A 16,106-nucleotide genomic window follows, 5' to 3' on the forward strand; every position below is an offset into this window, starting at 1 on the left:
CCATCGGTATGCCTGGCGCACCTGTCGACCTGGCCGCGGCGTTGGAAGACGCGAAGCGGGAGGCGCAAATGTTGCGTGGCGAACTCGAGGAAACGAACCGCGGCGTGCTCGCCCTGTATGCGGAGCTCGACGCGCAGGCCGACCAGCTGCGCGAAGCCACCGCGCTCAAGAGCCGGTTCCTGGCCTACATGAGCCACGAGTTCCGCACGCCCATCAATTCGATGCGCAGCATCACGCGCCTGCTGCTCGACCGGGTGGACGGGCCGCTGACCGAGGAGCAGGAGAAGCAGGTGACCTTCATCCAGCAGAACGCGGCCGAGTTCGCCGAGATGGTGGACGACCTGCTCGACCTGGCCAAGGTGGAAGCCGGGCGCGTGGAAATCTCGCCGGCCTGGTTCGAGATGGTCGACCTGTTCTCCGCGCTGCGCGGCATGTTCAAGCCGGTCCTCACCAATCCAGCCGTCCACCTGGTGTTCGAGGAGCCGCAGGACATCCCCAAGCTCTACACCGACGACGGCAAGCTCTCGCACATCCTTCGCAACTTCATCTCCAATGCGCTGAAGTTCACGCCGAAGGGTGAGGTGCGCGTCTCGGCGCGCCTCGAGGGCCCGGGGCGCGTGACCTTTTCGGTGGCCGACAGCGGCATCGGCATCGCGTCGGAATTCCATCACACCATCTTCCAGGACTTCTCGCAGGTTCACTCGCAGTTGCAAAAGCGCCTGCGCGGAACGGGCCTGGGCCTGTCGCTGAGCAAGCAGCTGGCCCAGCTCATCGGAGGCACGGTACGCCTGGAAAGCGAGCCCGGCAAGGGCTCCACCTTCTCGGTCACCATCCCCACCCACCTGGAGGACGCGAGGCCGGCATGATCGAGTCCGAGGTCATCATCGCCACCATCGACCGCTCGGCCCACACGGTGCTGGTGGTGGATGACAACCCGTCCACGCGCTATTCGACGGCGCGGGTGATCCGGGCTGCCGGTTTTCGAACGGCGGAAGCGGCCACGGGACGGGAAGCGCTCGACATGGCGGCGCAGGGCATCTCGGCGGTCGTGCTCGACGTCCACCTGCCGGACATCGACGGCTTCGAGGTCTGCCGAAACCTCCGCGCGCGTCCGGTGACAGCGCTGCTGCCGATCGTCCATCTTTCGGCGGCGTACATCCGCGACGAGGACCGCGTCGCGGGGCTGGACGCGGGCGCCGATGGCTACCTCGTCCACCCGGTGGAGCCGGCCGTGCTCGTCGCCACCCTGCAGGCGCTGATCCGCGCGCGGATGGCGGAGGACAGTCTGCGGCGCAGCGAACAGCGCTTCCGCGCCATCTACGACCAGGCGCAGAGCGGCATCGTGTTGCTCGACGAGCAGGCGTGCTTCGCCGACGCGAACCCGGCGATGCTGCGCCTGCTGGGGCGCTCGCGCGAGGAATTGCTCGGGCGGCCCATCACCGCCCTTGCGCCGGTCGAATGGCATCGGCTGATCCAGTCGCAGCTGAACCTGCCGACCGCGGAACGCGGCCCCTGGCATGGCGAATTCCCGCTGCTCAACGCGCGCGGGCGGCTCGTGCATTTCGAGTGGAGCATCTCGTCGCACGTCGAGCCCGGCGTGCGCATCGCCATCGCGATCGACGCTTCGGAGCGGTTCGAACTGGAGCAGCGCCGCCGCGACGTGCTGGAGCGCGAACAGGCGGCACGCCTGGAGGCCGAGCGCCACAGCCGCACCAAGGACGATTTCATCGCCGTGCTGTCGCACGAACTGCGCACGCCGCTCAATGCCATCGTGGGCTGGGTCCACATCCTCAAGCGCCGCGGCACCACGCCCGAGGGCGAAAAGGGGCTGGCGGCGATCGAGCGCAACGTCAAGGCGCAGGCGCGCATCATCTCGGACATCCTGGATGTTTCGCGCATCAATTCCGGCAAGCTGCGGCTGGAGCGGGAATGGGCCGATCCGGCCGAGCTGATCACCAGCGCGATCGACTCCCTGGCCGGCAGCATCACCGAACGCGGTTTGCGCGTGGAGACCGACCTGGAGTCCGCGCACAAGCCGGCGTGGCTGGACCCCGGGCGCTTCCAGCAGATCTTCTGGAACCTGATGACCAACGCCATCAAGTTCTCCCCGCAAGGCGGCCAAGTGCTGGTCACGCTGCGCCGGGAAGACGACCGCCTGACGCTGGAGGTGCGGGACTTCGGCCAGGGCATCGACAGCGCGTTCCTGCCCCACCTGTTCGATCGCTTCACGCAGAGCGACTCGCCGGGCAACCGCCGTCATGGCGGTCTCGGTCTCGGTCTCTCGATCGTCAAGCACCTGGTGGACCTGCATGGCGGCCAGGTGCGGGCGCACAGCGCCGGAGCGCAAATGGGGACCAGCATGTACGTCGAGGTGCCGGTGGAGGCGACGCGCGAGGCGCAGGCGGAAGACGCACCCGAGTCGGAGTTCGGGCCGGAGGAGGAGTCCGGTGTCGACCTGCACGGGCTTGACATCGTCGTCGTGGAGGATGACCGCGAAGCCAGCGAGATGATGACGCTGGTGTTGGCCGACCGCGGCGCCAGCGTGCGGGTGGCAGCCAACTACGACGCGGCAGTGCGGCTCCTGGAGCAGGAGTGGCCCGACGTGCTGGTCAGCGACATCGGGCTGCCGGGCCGCGACGGTTACGAACTGGTGCGGCAGGTGCGGCAGATGGAACACGCGCGCGGTGCGCCGCGGCTGCCCGCCATTGCACTCACGGCCTTTGCCCGCCCCGAGGACCAGCGCAAGACGCTCGACGCGGGCTACGACCTGCACTTGAGCAAGCCGCTGAAACCGCACCTGCTGCTCAGTGCGATCCGCCAGTGCTGCCCACCGCCTGCGGGATCCTGAGTGCCTACCGACGGTCGCTTGGCTGACCAACTCCTGAAAGCCCGCCGGCGCCTGCCTAAGCTTTGAGCAGCGCAGTCAGGTCCGCACCCAGCCTCGATTCTGCAGGCATGCAGGCCTCCAAACATGGGCGCTTGTCCACAGCAGCGGTGGATATCTCCGGCAGGTGCGCGCCGGGAAAGCGCTTGACACCGGGGCTGCATTGGCGCTGGCCAGCATTCCGGTCGCGTCAGCGGCTCGGCTTGTCCTTGCTGAGAAACTCGCGGACTTTTTCCGCGCGGTCGCCCACGGCGGCCACGGCTTCCTTCAGGCGCTCTGGCGTCGTGTTCAGGGACTTGGCCCAGTCGCGCAGTTCGTAGTCCTGGTTGATGTTGATGCGCTCGCGGTCCTGGCCGCCGGTTTGCGATTTGTCGTCGGACATGGGGGACACTCCTGGATGAGATGCAGTCCATCCTCTGCCGCTGCAACGCGCCGTTACGTAGGAACCGCACCCATAATCAAGTGCGTATCACCCGACCGAAAGCACCCATGCGCCTTTCCCTCATTGCCTGCTCCATGTTCGCATTCGCCGGCCTCACCGCCGGCGCGCAGACCGCCAAGGTCACCACGCCCAGCGGCATCGTCGTCGAGACGCTGCAGGCGGGCAGCGGAGCCTCGCCCAAGGCCACCGACAACGTCAAGGTGCATTACCGCGGCACCTTTCCGGATGGCCGTGAATTCGACAGTTCCTACAAGCGCGGCCAGCCCACCAGCTTTCCGCTCAACCGCGTCATCCCGTGCTGGACGGAGGCCGTGCAGATGATGAAGCCGGGCGGCAAGGTGCGCATCACGTGCCCGCCGCAACTGGCCTATGGCGCCAGCGGCGCCGGTGGCGTCATCCCGCCGAATGCCACGCTGGTGTTCGAGATCGAACTGGTCTCCGTCGGCGGGTGAACCCGGGTGGACCGCGGGCGCGTTCGCGGACAGAATCGCGCCCCATGGCCACCTCCCTGAACCTCTACTACGCGCCGGGCACCTGTGCCCTGGCATCCCACCTGGCGCTGGAATATTCCGGCGCGCCCTACCAGGCCACGCGGCTGGACTTCAAGCAGCAGCAGCAGCGCTCGCCCGAATTCCTGCGCGTCAACCCCAAGGGGCGTGTGCCGGCGCTGGTCACCGACCGCGGTGTGCTGACCGAGACGCCCGCCATCCTGCAGTTCGTCGCGCAGTCGTTTCCGCAGGCCGGCCTGGCGCCGCTGGACGACGCCTTCCTGCTCGCCAAGGTCAACGAATTCAACAGTTACCTTTCCTCGACGGTGCACGTGAACCATGCGCACAAGGGACGCGGCTACCGCTGGGTCGAGGCGGACGACAGCGCATCGCTCCAGGCGATGCAGAAGAAGGTGCCGCAGACGATGACGGAGTCGTTCACGCTGATCGAGGAGAAGATGCTCCAGGGCCCCTGGGTGCTGGGCGAGCGCTTCAGCACGAGCGACCTGTACCTGTACACCATCTCCCGCTGGCTCGAGGGCGACAGCGTCGACGTGCAGCGTTTCCCCAAGGTGGCGGACCACCTGCGCCGCATGGATGCGCAGCCGCAGGTGAAGAAGGTGCTCGCGTCGCAGCAGGCCTGACATGGCGTACGCCCCCTTCGATCTTTCGGGCCGCGGGGCCGTCGTCACCGGCGGCAATGGCGGCATCGGCTACGGCATGGCGCGCGCACTGCTGGCCTGCGGCGCGCGGGTGGCGATCTGGGGCTCCAACCCCGACAAGACGAAGCAGGCGCAGGCAGCGCTGGCGCAGGACTGCGGTGACGCCGGCCGCGTGCACGCTTTCACCTGCGATGTCGGCGACGAGGCGCAGGTGGAGCGGGCTTTCGCGGATTCCATCGCCGCGCTCGGCCGTGTCGACAGCTGCTTCGCCAACGCGGGCGTCTCCAGCAAGGGGACGCTGCTGACCGAGATGACGCTGGAGGAGTTCCGGCGCGTGCAGCGGGTCAATGTCGAAGGCGTGTTCCTCACCTTCCGCGCCGCTGCGCGCCACATGGCACAGCACGGGCAGGGCGGCTCGCTGGTGGCCACGGCCAGCACGGCGGCGGTGGAAGGCGCGGCGCGCAACAGCCACTACGGCGCGTCCAAGGGCGCCGTGACGTCGATGGTGCGCGCCCTCGCGGTCGAACTGGCGCGCCATCGCATCCGCGTCAACTCCATCCTTCCCGGCTGGATCGTGACCGACATGACCGAGCGCTCCGTGCAGAACCCCAAGTTCGCCGATGCCGTCATCCCGCGCATCCCCGCCCGCCGCTGGGGCCAGGCCGACGACTTCGGCGGCATCGCCGTCTACCTGGCCAGCGACGCGTCGAGCTACGCCACCGGCGAGCAGTTCCTCATCGACGGCGGCTACACCAAGTTCTGAGCACTTCGAGGTGTCGGGGTGCGCCTGCGGCGCAACCCGACCTACGGGGAGCCCCGTGGAGGTCGGGTTGGCGCAGCGCACCCCGACGCCCTGTGTCACAATGACCGCAGCTCCGGGGTGTACGCGACGCGTGCTGAGACCAGACCCGTGAACTTGAACCGGTTCAGACCGGCGGAAGGAGAGCTGACAGCCTGACCCCCACCGGGGTTGGGGGCGAAGCCTTCGGAGCACCTGCTTGCCTGCGTACCGAAGGAGCGCCTCGATGCCATCCCCCGCCATCTTCCAATACACCCGGGTCCTGTCCATCGCGGGCTCCGACTCGGGCGGCGGCGCGGGCATCCAGGCCGACCTCAAGACCTTCGCCGCGCTCGGCTGCTTCGGCATGACGGCGATCACCGCCCTCACGTCGCAGAACACCCTGGGCGTGCGCTCCATCCACGCCGTGCCGCTGGAGATCCTGCGCGACCAGATCGATGCGGTGGTGGAGGACATCGGCGTCGACGCGGTGAAGATCGGCATGCTGCATTCCGCCGCCACGGTGCGCGAGGTGGCCGGCGCGCTGCAGCGCCACCAGCTGCGCACCGTCGTGCTCGACCCCGTGATGATCGCCACCAGCGGCGCGGTGCTGATCGACGACGAAGCTGTCGACGTGCTGGTGCGCGAGCTGTTTCCGCTGGCCACCGTGGTCACGCCCAACCTCGACGAGGCCGTCCTGCTGGTCAAGCAGGAATTGCGCAGCGAAGCCGACATGGAGCAGGCCGCGCGCAAGCTGTTGGAGATGGGCGCGCGCGCCGTGCTGCTCAAGGGCGGGCACTTGAGCGGCGACACGGTCAGCGACCTGCTGCTGGCCCGCGGCGCGGCGCCGATGTGGTTGCGCGCCCCGCGCATCGCCAGCGGCAACACGCACGGCACCGGTTGCACCTTGTCCAGCGCCATCGCCAGCCACCTCGCCCTGGGCGCGGACCTCGGGCAGGCCGTGCGGCAGTCGCGCGACTTCGTGCGCAGTGCGTTGCAGGCCGGCGCGCCGGTGCGCACCGGCGCCGGGAGCGGCCCGCTGAACCACGGGTTCGCGCCGCACGCGATGCAGTTGCGGCCGCTGCCATGAGCCGCCGGGCCGCCCCAAGGCGAATCCCGCAGCGCGTAGCGCGGAGGGTAGTCCAGTGAACCATGTCCTGATCGAGATCTTGCAGGCCTTCCTGGGGCAGGACGGATGCACCGACGCCGAGTTCGACCGCCTCGCGCTGCAGCTCTTCGCCGGGCAGCATGCGGGCAACGCCGCGTTCCGCCGCTTCTGCCAGGTGCGTGGCGTCGCGCCGCGCACGGTGCGGTCCTGGCACGACATCCCTGCGGTGCCCATCACTGCCTTCAAGGAAGTGACGCTCAGCTGCGCGCCGGCCGACTCGGCCGAACGCGTGTTCATGACCAGCGGAACCACGCGCGGTGACGTCAAGGGCCGCCACTACCATCCGACCCTTGCGGTCTGGGACGCGTCCATGACGCGGACCTTCGCCGCGCGCTTCATGCTAGGCACGCAGCAGCTGCGCATGGCCATCCTGTTTCCCAGCGAGCAGGAGATGCCCAACTCCTCGCTGGCCCATTACCTCGCGCTGGCCGCGCAGAAGTTCGGCACCGCGAACAGCCTGTATGCAGTCAGCCTGCAAGGGATGGACGTCGAGCCGCTGCGCCGCCTGTTGCGCGAAGCCGAGAGCACGCAGCAGCCCTGCGCGCTGCTCGGCGCCAGTTTCAGCTTCGTCCACCTGATGGACGAACTCGCGCGCGGCGGCGAAACCTTCCGCCTGCCAGCGGGCAGCCGCATCCTCGACACCGGCGGCTACAAGGGCCACTCGCGCGACCTGCCCCTGGAAGATTTCTACGCGGGACTGTCCGCCACCTTCGGCGTGCCGCGCTCGCTGTGCATCAACATGTACGGCATGACCGAGCTGAGCTCGCAGCTCTACGACGATGGCAACGCGGTCGTGCCTTCCGTCAAGTCGGGCCCGCACTGGCTCCGGTCCCGGCTGGTCGATCCGCTTTCCGGCCGCGAGGTTCCGCGGGGCGAGCGCGGCGTGCTGGTCCACTGCGACCTCGCCAACTTCAATTCGGTCACCACCATCCTCACCGAGGACGTCGGCATTGCGGTCGATGGCGGATTCCTGCTCCTGGGGCGCGCGGAAGGTGCGCAGGCCAAGGGGTGTTCGCTGGCGGTGCAGGAATTCCTGCAGGCGGCGCGTCCATGACCGCGCCCTGGAAGGCCGGCCACCTGCCCGGGCTGGACGACCGCGACGTGGCGTGGCACACCCTGGCCTTCGGCGCCGGCGCGCAGCGCGTGGAGGTGCACGTGCCTGCGCTGCAGCCGCAGCAACTGACCGCGCTCGCCGTTCGCGTGCGCGCAGCCGCCCGGCGGGAACTGCGCACCTTGCCGGTCTCGCAGATCATCCGCATCGTCGACGCGGCGATCTCGCGCCTGCTCGACCCCGCGGATCCGTACCGCCTGCAAGCGCTGCACCTGTTGCCGGCCGTCAGCGGCTACGACGCCGAGATGGTGCGGCTGGGGCTCGACGGATACCTGCAGCGCTTTCGGGCGCCGCAACTGCATCGCTTCGTCGCCGAGGACTTCGCCAATCCCAAGGTGCTGGATGAATTCCAGCCCGCGGTGAAGGGCGGGGCCATCCGCGCGTTCGGGCCGGACCTGCTGCTGCACAGCTGGGCGGGCAACGTGCCGGCACTCCCCTTGTGGAGCCTGGTGTGCGGCCTGCTCGTGAAAGCCGGCAACGTCGGCAAGCTGCCCAGCGCCGAGCCGGTGTTCGCCACGCTGTTCGCGCGGCTGCTCGCCGAGGTGCACCCGCCGCTGGCGGATGGCCTGGCCGTGGTCTGGTGGAAAGGCGGCGACGACGCCAGTGCCGCCGCAGTGATCGCGCAGGCCGATACGGTGCTGGCCTATGGCGGCAACGATGCCATCGCACAACTGCGCGATCAGGTGCCCGTGACCACGCGCTTCCTGGGCTATGGCCACAAGCTGGGCGTCGGCATGGTCGCGCGAACTGCGCTCGACGCGCAGCGCGCTCCTGCCACCGCGCGCCTGGCGGCGCACGACATCGCGCGCTACGAGCAGCAAGGCTGCTATTCGCCGCACCACTTCTACGTGCAGCGTGGCGGCAAGGTGTCGCCGCGCGACTTCGCGCACTACCTCGCGGCCGAACTGGGCAACCTGCAGCGGCGCTTCCCGCGGCGCGCGCTGGCACTCGAAGATTCCGCGGCCATCGCCGGCTGGCGTCAATCGGCTGAACTGCAGTCGTTCTCGGACGCAGGCCTGGAGGTGCTCGGCGCGGCCGACGCGGTCTGGAGCGTTGTCTACAGCGACCGGCCGCAGCCGCTGGCGCCCACCGGTGGCGGGCGCAGCATCAGCGTCAGCGCGGTCGATGCGCTCGACGACGTGGTGCCGCTGATCCAGCCGCATGCGCGCTTCCTGCAGACGGTGGGCCTCGCGGCCGACCCGCAGGAACTGCATCGCCTGGCCGACGCACTGGGGCAGGCCGGCGTCACCCGCATCTGCGCGCTGGGCGCCATGACAGCGCCGGAGGCCGGCTGGCACCACGACGGCCGCTTCAACCTGCTGGACTTGGTGCGCATGGTGGAGATAGAACAATCCGCCGAGCGCGCCGCCGATGCGCTGGCGCCTTACGCGCAGGAGCAGGGACCGTGAGCATCCTGTCCCTGCGCGACGTGCGCTTTTCATTTCCGGGCTGGCCTCCGACCGTCGAGGGCGCCAACCTCGAAGTGGAAGAGGGCGCCTTCCACTGCCTCGTGGGACGAAGCGGCTGCGGCAAGACCACGCTGCTCAAGCTCGCCGCCGGGCTGCTGGCGCCGAATGCCGGCCACGTCGATTTCCGCAGCCGCCATCCGCAGGCGCCGGGGCGGGACATCGGCTTCGTCTTCCAGTCGCCCAACCTGCTCGAATGGCGCAGCGTGATCGACAACGTGCTGCTGCCGGTGGCGCTGCACCGCCGGCCCACGGCGCAGGAGCGGGACCGCGCCTGCGGCCTGCTCGCGCAGCTCGGGCTGGCCGCGCACGCGCACAAGGTTCCGGGCCAACTCTCGGGCGGACAGCAAAGCCGGGTTGCGCTGGCCCGCGCGCTGGTGCTGCAACCTTCACTGTTGCTGCTGGACGAGCCGTTTGCCGCGCTCGATGCGATCACGCGCGAGGAGCTCCAGCGCGACCTGCAGCGCATGCGTCACGAAGCGGGAACGACCGTGCTGTTCGTGACGCACGACATCGCCGAAGCGGTGTACCTGGCCGACCGGGTGGACGTGATCGAGGGCGGCCGCATCGCCCAGCAGATCCCGATCGCGTTGCCGTCGCGAAACGCCGGGGTGCGATACAGCGCCGGGTTCGGGCGCTACTGCATCCAGGTGCGCGACGCCCTGCATCTCGAGGCGGTGCCTGCGTGAAGCACTCCGACCTCCCGGTGCGATTCGCGTCGCTGCTGTTGCTGGCGGCGCTGCTGCTGGCGTGGGAGGCGGCGTCCCGCTGGCTGCGCGTCCCCGCCCTGGTGCTGCCGCCGCCCTCCGCGATCGCCCTTTCCTTGTGGAAGGGGCTCGCCACCGGCTATTTCTGGCCGCACCTGCAGGCCACCGTGCTCGAACTGCTGCTCGGCCTGCTCACGGGCTGCAGCGTCGGGTTCGCAGCAGGCGTGGCGCTGGCCGAAAGCGCTTTCGCGCGCCGCCTGCTCATGCCCTACGTGGTGACGACGCAGGTGATCCCGAAGCTGGCGCTGGCGCCGCTGTTCGTGCTGTGGTTCGGCTTCGGCATGACGTCCACCGTCGTGATCACCGCGCTGATCTGTTTCTTTCCGCTGCTGGAAAACACGCTGACGGCGTTGCGCCAGGTTCCGCCGGAGCGGCTGGAGCTGTTCCACATGCTCGGGGCCAGCCGCGCGCAGACGCTGTGGCGGCTGAAACTGCCGATGGGGCTGCCTGCCATCCTGGCCGGGCTGCGTGTTGCCGTCGTGCTGGCGCTCGTCGGCGCCGTCGTCGGCGAATTCATCGGCGCCAACCGCGGACTGGGCGCACTGATCATCGCCACGCAAGGCACGATGGACACATCCCTGATGTTCGCGGTGCTGGTGCTGATCTCCGTGCTGGGTCTCGCCGTGTACCAGGCGACACTGATGCTCGAGCGCTGGCTGCTCGCTCCTTTTCACCGCACCACCTGAGGACACTGAACATGAAAGACGGGATCGCGCGCCGCACCTTGCTGGCATCCCTTGCGGCCGCGCCGCTGGCCGGCTGGTCGCAGGCATCGCCGCGCCTGGATCGCATCACGGTGGCAGGATGGAGCAAACCGATCACCGAGGTTCTGCCCCTGCTCGTCGAGGATGACAAGGGCTTCTACCGCGCGCACGGCATCGAGCTGGCGTACGTGTCCGGCGCCGGCAGCGCGGACGCCATCCGCAACATCCTGGGTGGCCAGGCGGACGTCGCCTTCACCGATCCGGGCACCTTCTTCGCCGCGCTCGACAAGGGCGAGAAGCTGCGCGCCATCTACGACATCTACCCGCAGAACGTGTTCAACGTGGTGGCGCTCAAGGGCAGCGGCATCACCAAGCCCGCGGACCTGAAGGGCAAGAAGATCGGCGTCTACAGCCTGGCCAGCGGCACGCGGCAGGCGCTGCAGGTCCTGCTGCACAGCGCGGGGCTGGCGGAGACCGACGTGACCGTGGTGGTCACGGGCCTGTTGAATTTCGCGCCCCTGATGCAGGGCCAGGTGGACGCGACCGCTGCCACCGACACCGGCCTGCTGATCGGACGGCGCCGTGGCCTGCCCGAGGTCAACGTCATCGAAGTCGGCAAGTATCTGCCGGTGTCCAGCGACCTGTTCGTGGTGCGCGAGGAAACCTACGTCCAGAAGCGCGCGGCGCTGCAGCGCTTCCTGCGTGGCTATCGCGACGCGGCGGCCTGGATGATGCAGCGGCCCGAGGAGGCGGCGCAACTGGCGGTCAAGCGGGCCATCGACGGCACCGACCCGGCGCTGAACCTGGAGATCATCCGCCTGCGCAATGCCGCCAGCGTGTCGGACCTGACGCGGCGCAGCGGCCTCGGCACGATGGACGTTGCCTCGCTGCAGGCGGCGGCGGAAACCTATCGCAAGCTGGGCCTCATCGGCAAGCCGCTCGACGTCGCGAAATCGGTGAGCCAGGACCTGCTGCCCGGTCGCCGCGGAGAGCCCGGATGAACTTCTCGGGCCAGGTGGTGCTGGTCACCGGGGCCAGCCGCGGCATCGGCGCGGCCATCGCACGCGCGTTTGCCGCGCAGCAGGCCACGATTGCCATCAACTTCTTGAGCAACGCCGCCGCCGCCGAAGAGGTGGTCCGGCAGTGCCAGGCCGCCGGCGGCGACGCGTTCGCCGTGCAGGCGGACGTGACCGATCCGGCGCAGGCGGCCCGGCTGGTCGAGCGGGTGGCGCAGGAAGCGGGCCGCATCGACGTGCTCGTGAACAACGCGTTCCGGCCCTACGCGTTCGACCCCGAGCAACGCAACGCTTTTGGCGATCTCGCCTGGGCCGACTACCAGGCGCAGTTCGACGGGTCGGTCGGCGCCGCCTTCCACCTGTGCCAGGCCGTGTTGCCGCACTTCCGCCGCCGGGCCGAAGGCAGCATCGTCAACATCGTGAGCAATCTCGTGGAGCATCCGGTCGTCCCCTACCATGACTACACCACGGCCAAGTCGGCCCTGGTGGGATTCACCCGCAATCTCGCCAGCGAGTTCGGACCGCTCGGCATCCGCGTGAACTGCGTGGCGCCCGGCCTCGTGCATCCCACCACCGGCAGCGCCGGCACGCGTGCGCAGTTCCGCGATTCGCTGATCGCCGCGACGCCGTTGCGGCGGCTGGCGCGGCCGGAGGACATCGCCGGGCCGGTGCTGTTCCTCGCGTCGCCCATGAGCGGGTTCATGACCGGCCAGGTGCTGTTCGTCGACGGCGGCCTGGTGATGCGATGAGCGCGGACCGGATCGTCATCCTCACCACGGAGCAGGCGCGTGCGCAGGCCGGCAGCGACGCTGATGCGCCGGCCTTGGCGCGTGCTCTGCGTGCGCAAGGGGCGGATGCCGTGTGCATCGTCGGCGCCGCCGACGGCATGGACTGGATCGACACGCCGCATGCGTCGGGCTGGCTGCGGGGGGCCGCGCAGTCGCGGGACGCATTCGCTGCCGCGATGCAAGCTGCGTTGGCCAGGGGCTTCGTTCCCGCCGACGCGGCCATCCTCGCAAAGATGACTGCACCGCATGCGCTGCCGCTGCTCTCCTGGGGCGAACGTGCCCCCGCCTCGCCTGCGCCCAGCGGGCCGGTGCGGCCGCTCGACCTCTACGCCATCGTCGACAGCGCGGCGCGCCTGCGGCAGGTGCTGGACGCGGGCCTGCGCACCGTGCAGTTGCGCATCAAGAAGCCCGTCGATGCCGATGCTGCCTGGCTCGAGATGCTCCGGCACGACGTGCGCCAGGCCGTGTCGGACTGCGCCGCGGCCGGCGCCGAACTGTTCGTCAACGACCACTGGCAGGTCGCCCACGCACTCGGCGCCGCAGGGGTGCACCTCGGCCAGGAGGACCTGCTCGCTCTCGGCGACGAAGGCCGGTCCGCCCTGCAAGCCACCGGCATGGCGCTCGGCGTCAGCTCCCACAGCCTCTGGGAGCTGGCCCGCGCGCGCACGCTCTCGCCGCGCTACATCGCCTGCGGCCCCGTCTGGCCCACCCTCACCAAGGACATGCCGTGGCTGCCGCAGGGCCTGGACAACCTGTCATGGTGGGTGCGGGCTGCGGGCATGCCCGTCACGGCCATCGGCGGCATCCTGGAGCCGCAGCATGTGCGGGAAGCCGCGCGCAGCGGATGCGACGGCGTCTGCATCGTGCGCGGGCTGGGGGCGGATCCGCGAGCGACACTGCCGGGCTTGCGGTCCGCGCTTGCGGCCGGCCGGTCGCATCCGCTGTCCGGCGTCCCGGACGCGCCGCATCCGTCGCTGCCGCCCACCGCAGCCTGACCCATGCAGCCGCGCATCCGCTGGACCGTCGTCGGGGTGGCGTTGTCCGTCTTCCTGCTGCTGTCGCTGTTGCTGACCCTCGGCAACTCGCTGGCCGCCTTCGACCTGCAGGTCACCCAGTTCCTGCACGCGCGGCGCACGCCATGGCTTTCCCACGCGATGCTGTTCGTCAGCGATGCGCACGAGACCGTGCGCATCCTCGCTGTCACTGTTCTGGTGGCGATGTGGCGCCTGTACCGGCGCGATCGGGCTGCCGCGGCGGCACTCGTGGTGGTGCCGTTCGGACAGCTGCTGAACGTGGGCTTGAAGCACGTCTTCCAGCGGCCGCGCCCGGTGGTGCCGGAGCCGCTGGTGCACCTGGCCACCTACAGCTTCCCCAGCGGCCATGCGGTGGCGTCGACCTTGTTCTATGGAATGCTGTGCGCACTGGTGCTGCAGCGCGTGCGGTCGCCGGCGTGGCGCGCGGCTGCGGCGGCGGCCGCCGTGGCGATGATCCTGCTCGTGGCCTTCAGCCGGGTGTACCTCGGCGCGCACTACCTGGGCGATGTGGTCGCCGGCATCGCGGTGGGGACCGCGTGCGTGGCCGGTGTCCTCAAGCGGGCGCGGTGAGGGCGTTGGCGGCCACGCGCGCCAGCAGCGCCACCGTCTCCCGCTCCTGTGGCGTAGGCTCGCGCCGGCTGCGGAAATAGGTGCCGAAGGTGCCCAGCACCCGGCCATCGGCGGACTTGATCGGCTGGCTCCAGGCGCTGTGGTACCCCAGCGCAAGCGGCAGGTGTCTCAGCTCGGCCCAGCGGGTGTCGGCGCGGAAGTCCGGCGTGACCACGATCTCGCCGGTCGCGGCGGCCGCTGCGCACGTGCCCACCAGCGGGTCCGGCTTCAGGCGATCGATCGCATCCAGGTAGTCGGCCGGAAGGTTGGGCGAAGCGCCATTGCGCAGCAGCCCTTCGCTGTCCAGCACGAGGATGGAACACACCGAGTCCGGAGACAGGCTCTCGGCAATGGACGTCAGCTGCGCCAGCACCAGGCGCAGGGGCTGGCGGGCGTCCACCATCTGCCAGGCACGCCGCAGGCCCTGCTCCAGGGAGTCCCGCAGCTGGGTATCTCCCTCGTGCATCTGGTCCGTGGCGGGGCTGTTGAGTGGCATGCGCCCTAAAGTATACGCAGTGGCTGCCCCGGCTTCAACGCGGGTCGTTGCGGGGGTCGCGTCCGCCCATGCTGGCCAGTGGATCGATGAAAGCGGCCGGCTGCACATGCTGGAAGGTCTCGACCACCTTGCGCACGATGGCCTTCTGGTCGTCGGACCAGCGGGCCAGCCGCTCCGAGCCGAGCACCGCTTCGAGCGCGGTGACCAGGTGCAGCTGCAACTGCTGCGGATTCGGGTGGGTCGCAACCAGCGAGGTGAGGGTCACGTACGACGCAGTGTGCATCGCCATCAGGTGCCGGATGTCCTGCCGCAGCGCTTCGATCTCTTCTTCCATCACAGCTCGCTCGAGTATCGGAGATTCATCTTCCCACGTTCAGTGCGTTCGCATCCACGCAGCCATCCGGTCCAGCAGTTCCTCGCGAACTCCGGCGTCGGTGCGCCCCGACCGGACCAGCACGTGGAATGCGTGGTCGGCAGCCTCGACGATGTGCAGGGTGGCACGGCCGGCCAGCGGCGCCAGCGCTTGACGCACCAGCGGCAGGTCCGCCAGCGCATCGCGCGTGCCCTGCAGGAACAGCATCGGCACCTGCACGTCCGCGAGGTGCCTGGCCCGCTCCAGCGACGGCTTGCCGGCGGGGTGCAGCGGGAAGCCGGTGAACACCAGGCCGCGCACCCCCGGCAGCGCTTGCGCCGCCTGGGCCTGCGACGTCATGCGGCCGCCGAAGGACTTGCCGCCGGCAAAGAGCGGAACGCCCGGCAGGCGGCGCGCGGCCTCGTTCACGGCAGCCCGCACCGCCGCCTGGGCGACGGCCGGCGGGTCGGGCCGGCGGGAACCCTGCTGCATGAAGGGGAACTGGAACCTCAGGCACGCGATGCCGCGCTCCACCAGCCCCTGCGCGATGGCACCCATGAAGGCGTGGTGCATGTCCGCGCCGGCGCCGTGGGCGAAGACGTAGCAGGCGTCTGGCGCCCCCGGCGCGTCGAGGATCAGGTCAGGTTGCAAGCCGGCTCCCCGCTGCGCCGACAATACGCATGCCCATGACCCGCCACATCGCATTCCGGCTTCTTTCCATGGCTTGCATTGTGCTGCTGGGCGCCTGCGACGCAGGCCCGCCCGCCGGCTCCCGGCTGCTGCCGGACGATGCGCCCACGGTCGCGCTCGGCAGGAAGGTCTACGACGCGCAGTGCGCCGCCTGCCATGGCGCGCAGCTCCAGGGCCAGCCGAACTGGCGCGAGCGTGACGCCACCGGCCGCCTGCCGGCGCCGCCGCACGACGCCACGGGGCACACCTGGCATCACCCGGACGAAGTGCTGTTCCGCCTCACCAAGCTGGGCGTCGCCCGGGCCGCCAACCTGAAGGACTACGTGTCGGCCATGCCGGCCTACGAGGGCGTGTTGAGCGACGCCGAGATCGTGGCCGTGCTGTCATACATCAAGTCGCAATGGCCCGCGGACATCCGGCGCAAGCACGACGAGCTGAACGCGAGCGCTGCCGCCCAGAAGCCCTGACGGCGACGGCATGCCCGCCGGCCGGCGCGCCATCGTCCGACAAACCGTTCAGACCTTTTCGCTCTTAGCAAACCACCATTGACCATTTCCATTGCGGCGAATCGCTGCGTACATTGGGCAGCACTGGACAAGAGGCTGCGCATGACGTTATCTGCAATCACGGTGATCTGGGTGGTGGTCGGGC

Annotated in this window: 19 protein-coding genes and 1 riboswitch; of the genes, 15 read left to right on the plus strand and 4 right to left on the minus strand. The window is 69.5% G+C overall.

Annotated features, from left to right (window positions below):
• The first annotated feature begins 8 nt into the window (after positions 1-8).
• Both WG902_RS21880 and WG902_RS21885 read left to right on the plus strand, forming a co-directional pair.
• Positions 9-866, plus strand: a complete 858-nt coding sequence (locus WG902_RS21880; RefSeq protein ID WP_340062329.1) for a sensor histidine kinase — start codon at positions 9-11, stop codon at positions 864-866.
• Positions 863-2,848, plus strand: coding sequence for a hybrid sensor histidine kinase/response regulator (locus WG902_RS21885; protein WP_340062330.1), 1,986 nt, complete (start codon positions 863-865; stop codon positions 2,846-2,848). Before WG902_RS21880 ends, WG902_RS21885 begins: the two co-directional genes overlap by 4 nt.
• Positions 2,849-3,074: 226 nt before the next feature.
• Here WG902_RS21885 and WG902_RS21890 read toward each other — a convergent pair whose 3' ends face one another.
• Positions 3,075-3,266 (minus strand): DUF3606 domain-containing protein, encoded by a 192-nt coding sequence (locus tag WG902_RS21890; protein ID WP_340062331.1) that lies wholly within the window; start codon positions 3,264-3,266, stop codon positions 3,075-3,077.
• A gap of 107 nt (positions 3,267-3,373) precedes the next feature.
• Between WG902_RS21890 and WG902_RS21895 the strand changes: the two genes are divergently transcribed.
• From WG902_RS21895 to WG902_RS21950, 12 genes are all read left to right on the plus strand, one after another.
• A complete protein-coding gene (locus tag WG902_RS21895) occupies positions 3,374-3,778 on the plus strand; it encodes an FKBP-type peptidyl-prolyl cis-trans isomerase (RefSeq protein ID WP_445263719.1) in 405 nt (134 codons plus the stop codon).
• Positions 3,779-3,822: 44 nt separating this feature from the next.
• On the plus strand, positions 3,823-4,458 hold the full coding sequence (locus WG902_RS21900; protein WP_340062332.1) for a glutathione S-transferase family protein: 636 nt from the start codon (positions 3,823-3,825) through the stop codon (positions 4,456-4,458).
• A gap of 1 nt (position 4,459) precedes the next feature.
• Positions 4,460-5,239: an SDR family NAD(P)-dependent oxidoreductase gene (locus WG902_RS21905; protein ID WP_340062333.1), complete on the plus strand. Its 780-nt coding sequence runs from the start codon at positions 4,460-4,462 to the stop codon at positions 5,237-5,239.
• Positions 5,240-5,342: 103 nt separating this feature from the next.
• Positions 5,343-5,436: riboswitch (TPP riboswitch) on the plus strand.
• A 65-nt stretch (positions 5,437-5,501) separates the two neighbouring features.
• Entirely contained in the window at positions 5,502-6,344 is an 843-nt protein-coding gene (thiD, locus tag WG902_RS21910) for a bifunctional hydroxymethylpyrimidine kinase/phosphomethylpyrimidine kinase (RefSeq protein ID WP_340062334.1), read from the plus strand.
• Positions 6,345-6,399: 55 nt separating this feature from the next.
• Positions 6,400-7,476: a LuxE/PaaK family acyltransferase gene (locus WG902_RS21915; protein WP_340062335.1), complete on the plus strand. Its 1,077-nt coding sequence runs from the start codon at positions 6,400-6,402 to the stop codon at positions 7,474-7,476.
• Positions 7,473-8,942 carry an acyl-CoA reductase gene (locus WG902_RS21920; protein WP_340062336.1) on the plus strand — a complete coding sequence of 490 codons (1,470 nt, stop codon included), beginning with the start codon at positions 7,473-7,475 and terminating at the stop codon, positions 8,940-8,942. The genes WG902_RS21915 and WG902_RS21920 overlap by 4 nt, the downstream gene beginning before the upstream one ends.
• A complete protein-coding gene (locus WG902_RS21925) occupies positions 8,939-9,688 on the plus strand; it encodes an ABC transporter ATP-binding protein (protein WP_340062337.1) in 750 nt (249 codons plus the stop codon). The genes WG902_RS21920 and WG902_RS21925 overlap by 4 nt, the downstream gene beginning before the upstream one ends.
• Positions 9,685-10,452, plus strand: a complete 768-nt coding sequence (locus WG902_RS21930; protein ID WP_445263720.1) for an ABC transporter permease — start codon at positions 9,685-9,687, stop codon at positions 10,450-10,452. Before WG902_RS21925 ends, WG902_RS21930 begins: the two co-directional genes overlap by 4 nt.
• Before the next feature lie 11 nt (positions 10,453-10,463).
• Positions 10,464-11,471, plus strand: a complete 1,008-nt coding sequence (locus tag WG902_RS21935; protein ID WP_340062338.1) for an ABC transporter substrate-binding protein — start codon at positions 10,464-10,466, stop codon at positions 11,469-11,471.
• Positions 11,468-12,235 carry an SDR family oxidoreductase gene (locus WG902_RS21940; RefSeq protein WP_340062339.1) on the plus strand — a complete coding sequence of 256 codons (768 nt, stop codon included), beginning with the start codon at positions 11,468-11,470 and terminating at the stop codon, positions 12,233-12,235. Before WG902_RS21935 ends, WG902_RS21940 begins: the two co-directional genes overlap by 4 nt.
• Positions 12,232-13,269 carry a thiamine phosphate synthase gene (locus WG902_RS21945; protein WP_340062340.1) on the plus strand — a complete coding sequence of 346 codons (1,038 nt, stop codon included), beginning with the start codon at positions 12,232-12,234 and terminating at the stop codon, positions 13,267-13,269. The genes WG902_RS21940 and WG902_RS21945 overlap by 4 nt, the downstream gene beginning before the upstream one ends.
• 3 nt (positions 13,270-13,272) lie before the next feature.
• Positions 13,273-13,878: a phosphatase PAP2 family protein gene (locus WG902_RS21950; RefSeq protein WP_340062341.1), complete on the plus strand. Its 606-nt coding sequence runs from the start codon at positions 13,273-13,275 to the stop codon at positions 13,876-13,878.
• Here WG902_RS21950 and WG902_RS21955 read toward each other — a convergent pair.
• Genes WG902_RS21955 through WG902_RS21965 form a run of 3 tightly spaced genes read right to left on the minus strand, consistent with a single transcriptional unit; the run spans position 13,862 to position 15,416 of the window.
• Positions 13,862-14,413 carry a GAF domain-containing protein gene (locus WG902_RS21955; RefSeq protein WP_340062342.1) on the minus strand — a complete coding sequence of 184 codons (552 nt, stop codon included), beginning with the start codon at positions 14,411-14,413 and terminating at the stop codon, positions 13,862-13,864. The two genes, WG902_RS21950 and WG902_RS21955, sit on opposite strands and share 17 nt — an antisense overlap.
• 34 nt (positions 14,414-14,447) lie before the next feature.
• Entirely contained in the window at positions 14,448-14,747 is a 300-nt protein-coding gene (locus tag WG902_RS21960) for a hypothetical protein (protein ID WP_340062343.1), read from the minus strand.
• 39 nt (positions 14,748-14,786) lie between these two features.
• Complete coding sequence (locus WG902_RS21965) at positions 14,787-15,416, minus strand: alpha/beta hydrolase family protein (RefSeq protein ID WP_340062344.1); 630 nt, start codon at positions 15,414-15,416, stop codon at positions 14,787-14,789.
• Between the two features lie 35 nt (positions 15,417-15,451).
• Between WG902_RS21965 and WG902_RS21970 the strand changes: the two genes are divergently transcribed.
• Positions 15,452-15,922: a c-type cytochrome gene (locus WG902_RS21970; RefSeq protein WP_340062345.1), complete on the plus strand. Its 471-nt coding sequence runs from the start codon at positions 15,452-15,454 to the stop codon at positions 15,920-15,922.
• Positions 15,923-16,106: the final 184 nt, after the last annotated feature.

The sequence above is a fragment of the Ramlibacter sp. PS3R-8 genome (genome assembly GCF_037572435.1).
Lineage (GTDB): Bacteria > Pseudomonadota > Gammaproteobacteria > Burkholderiales > Burkholderiaceae_C > Ramlibacter.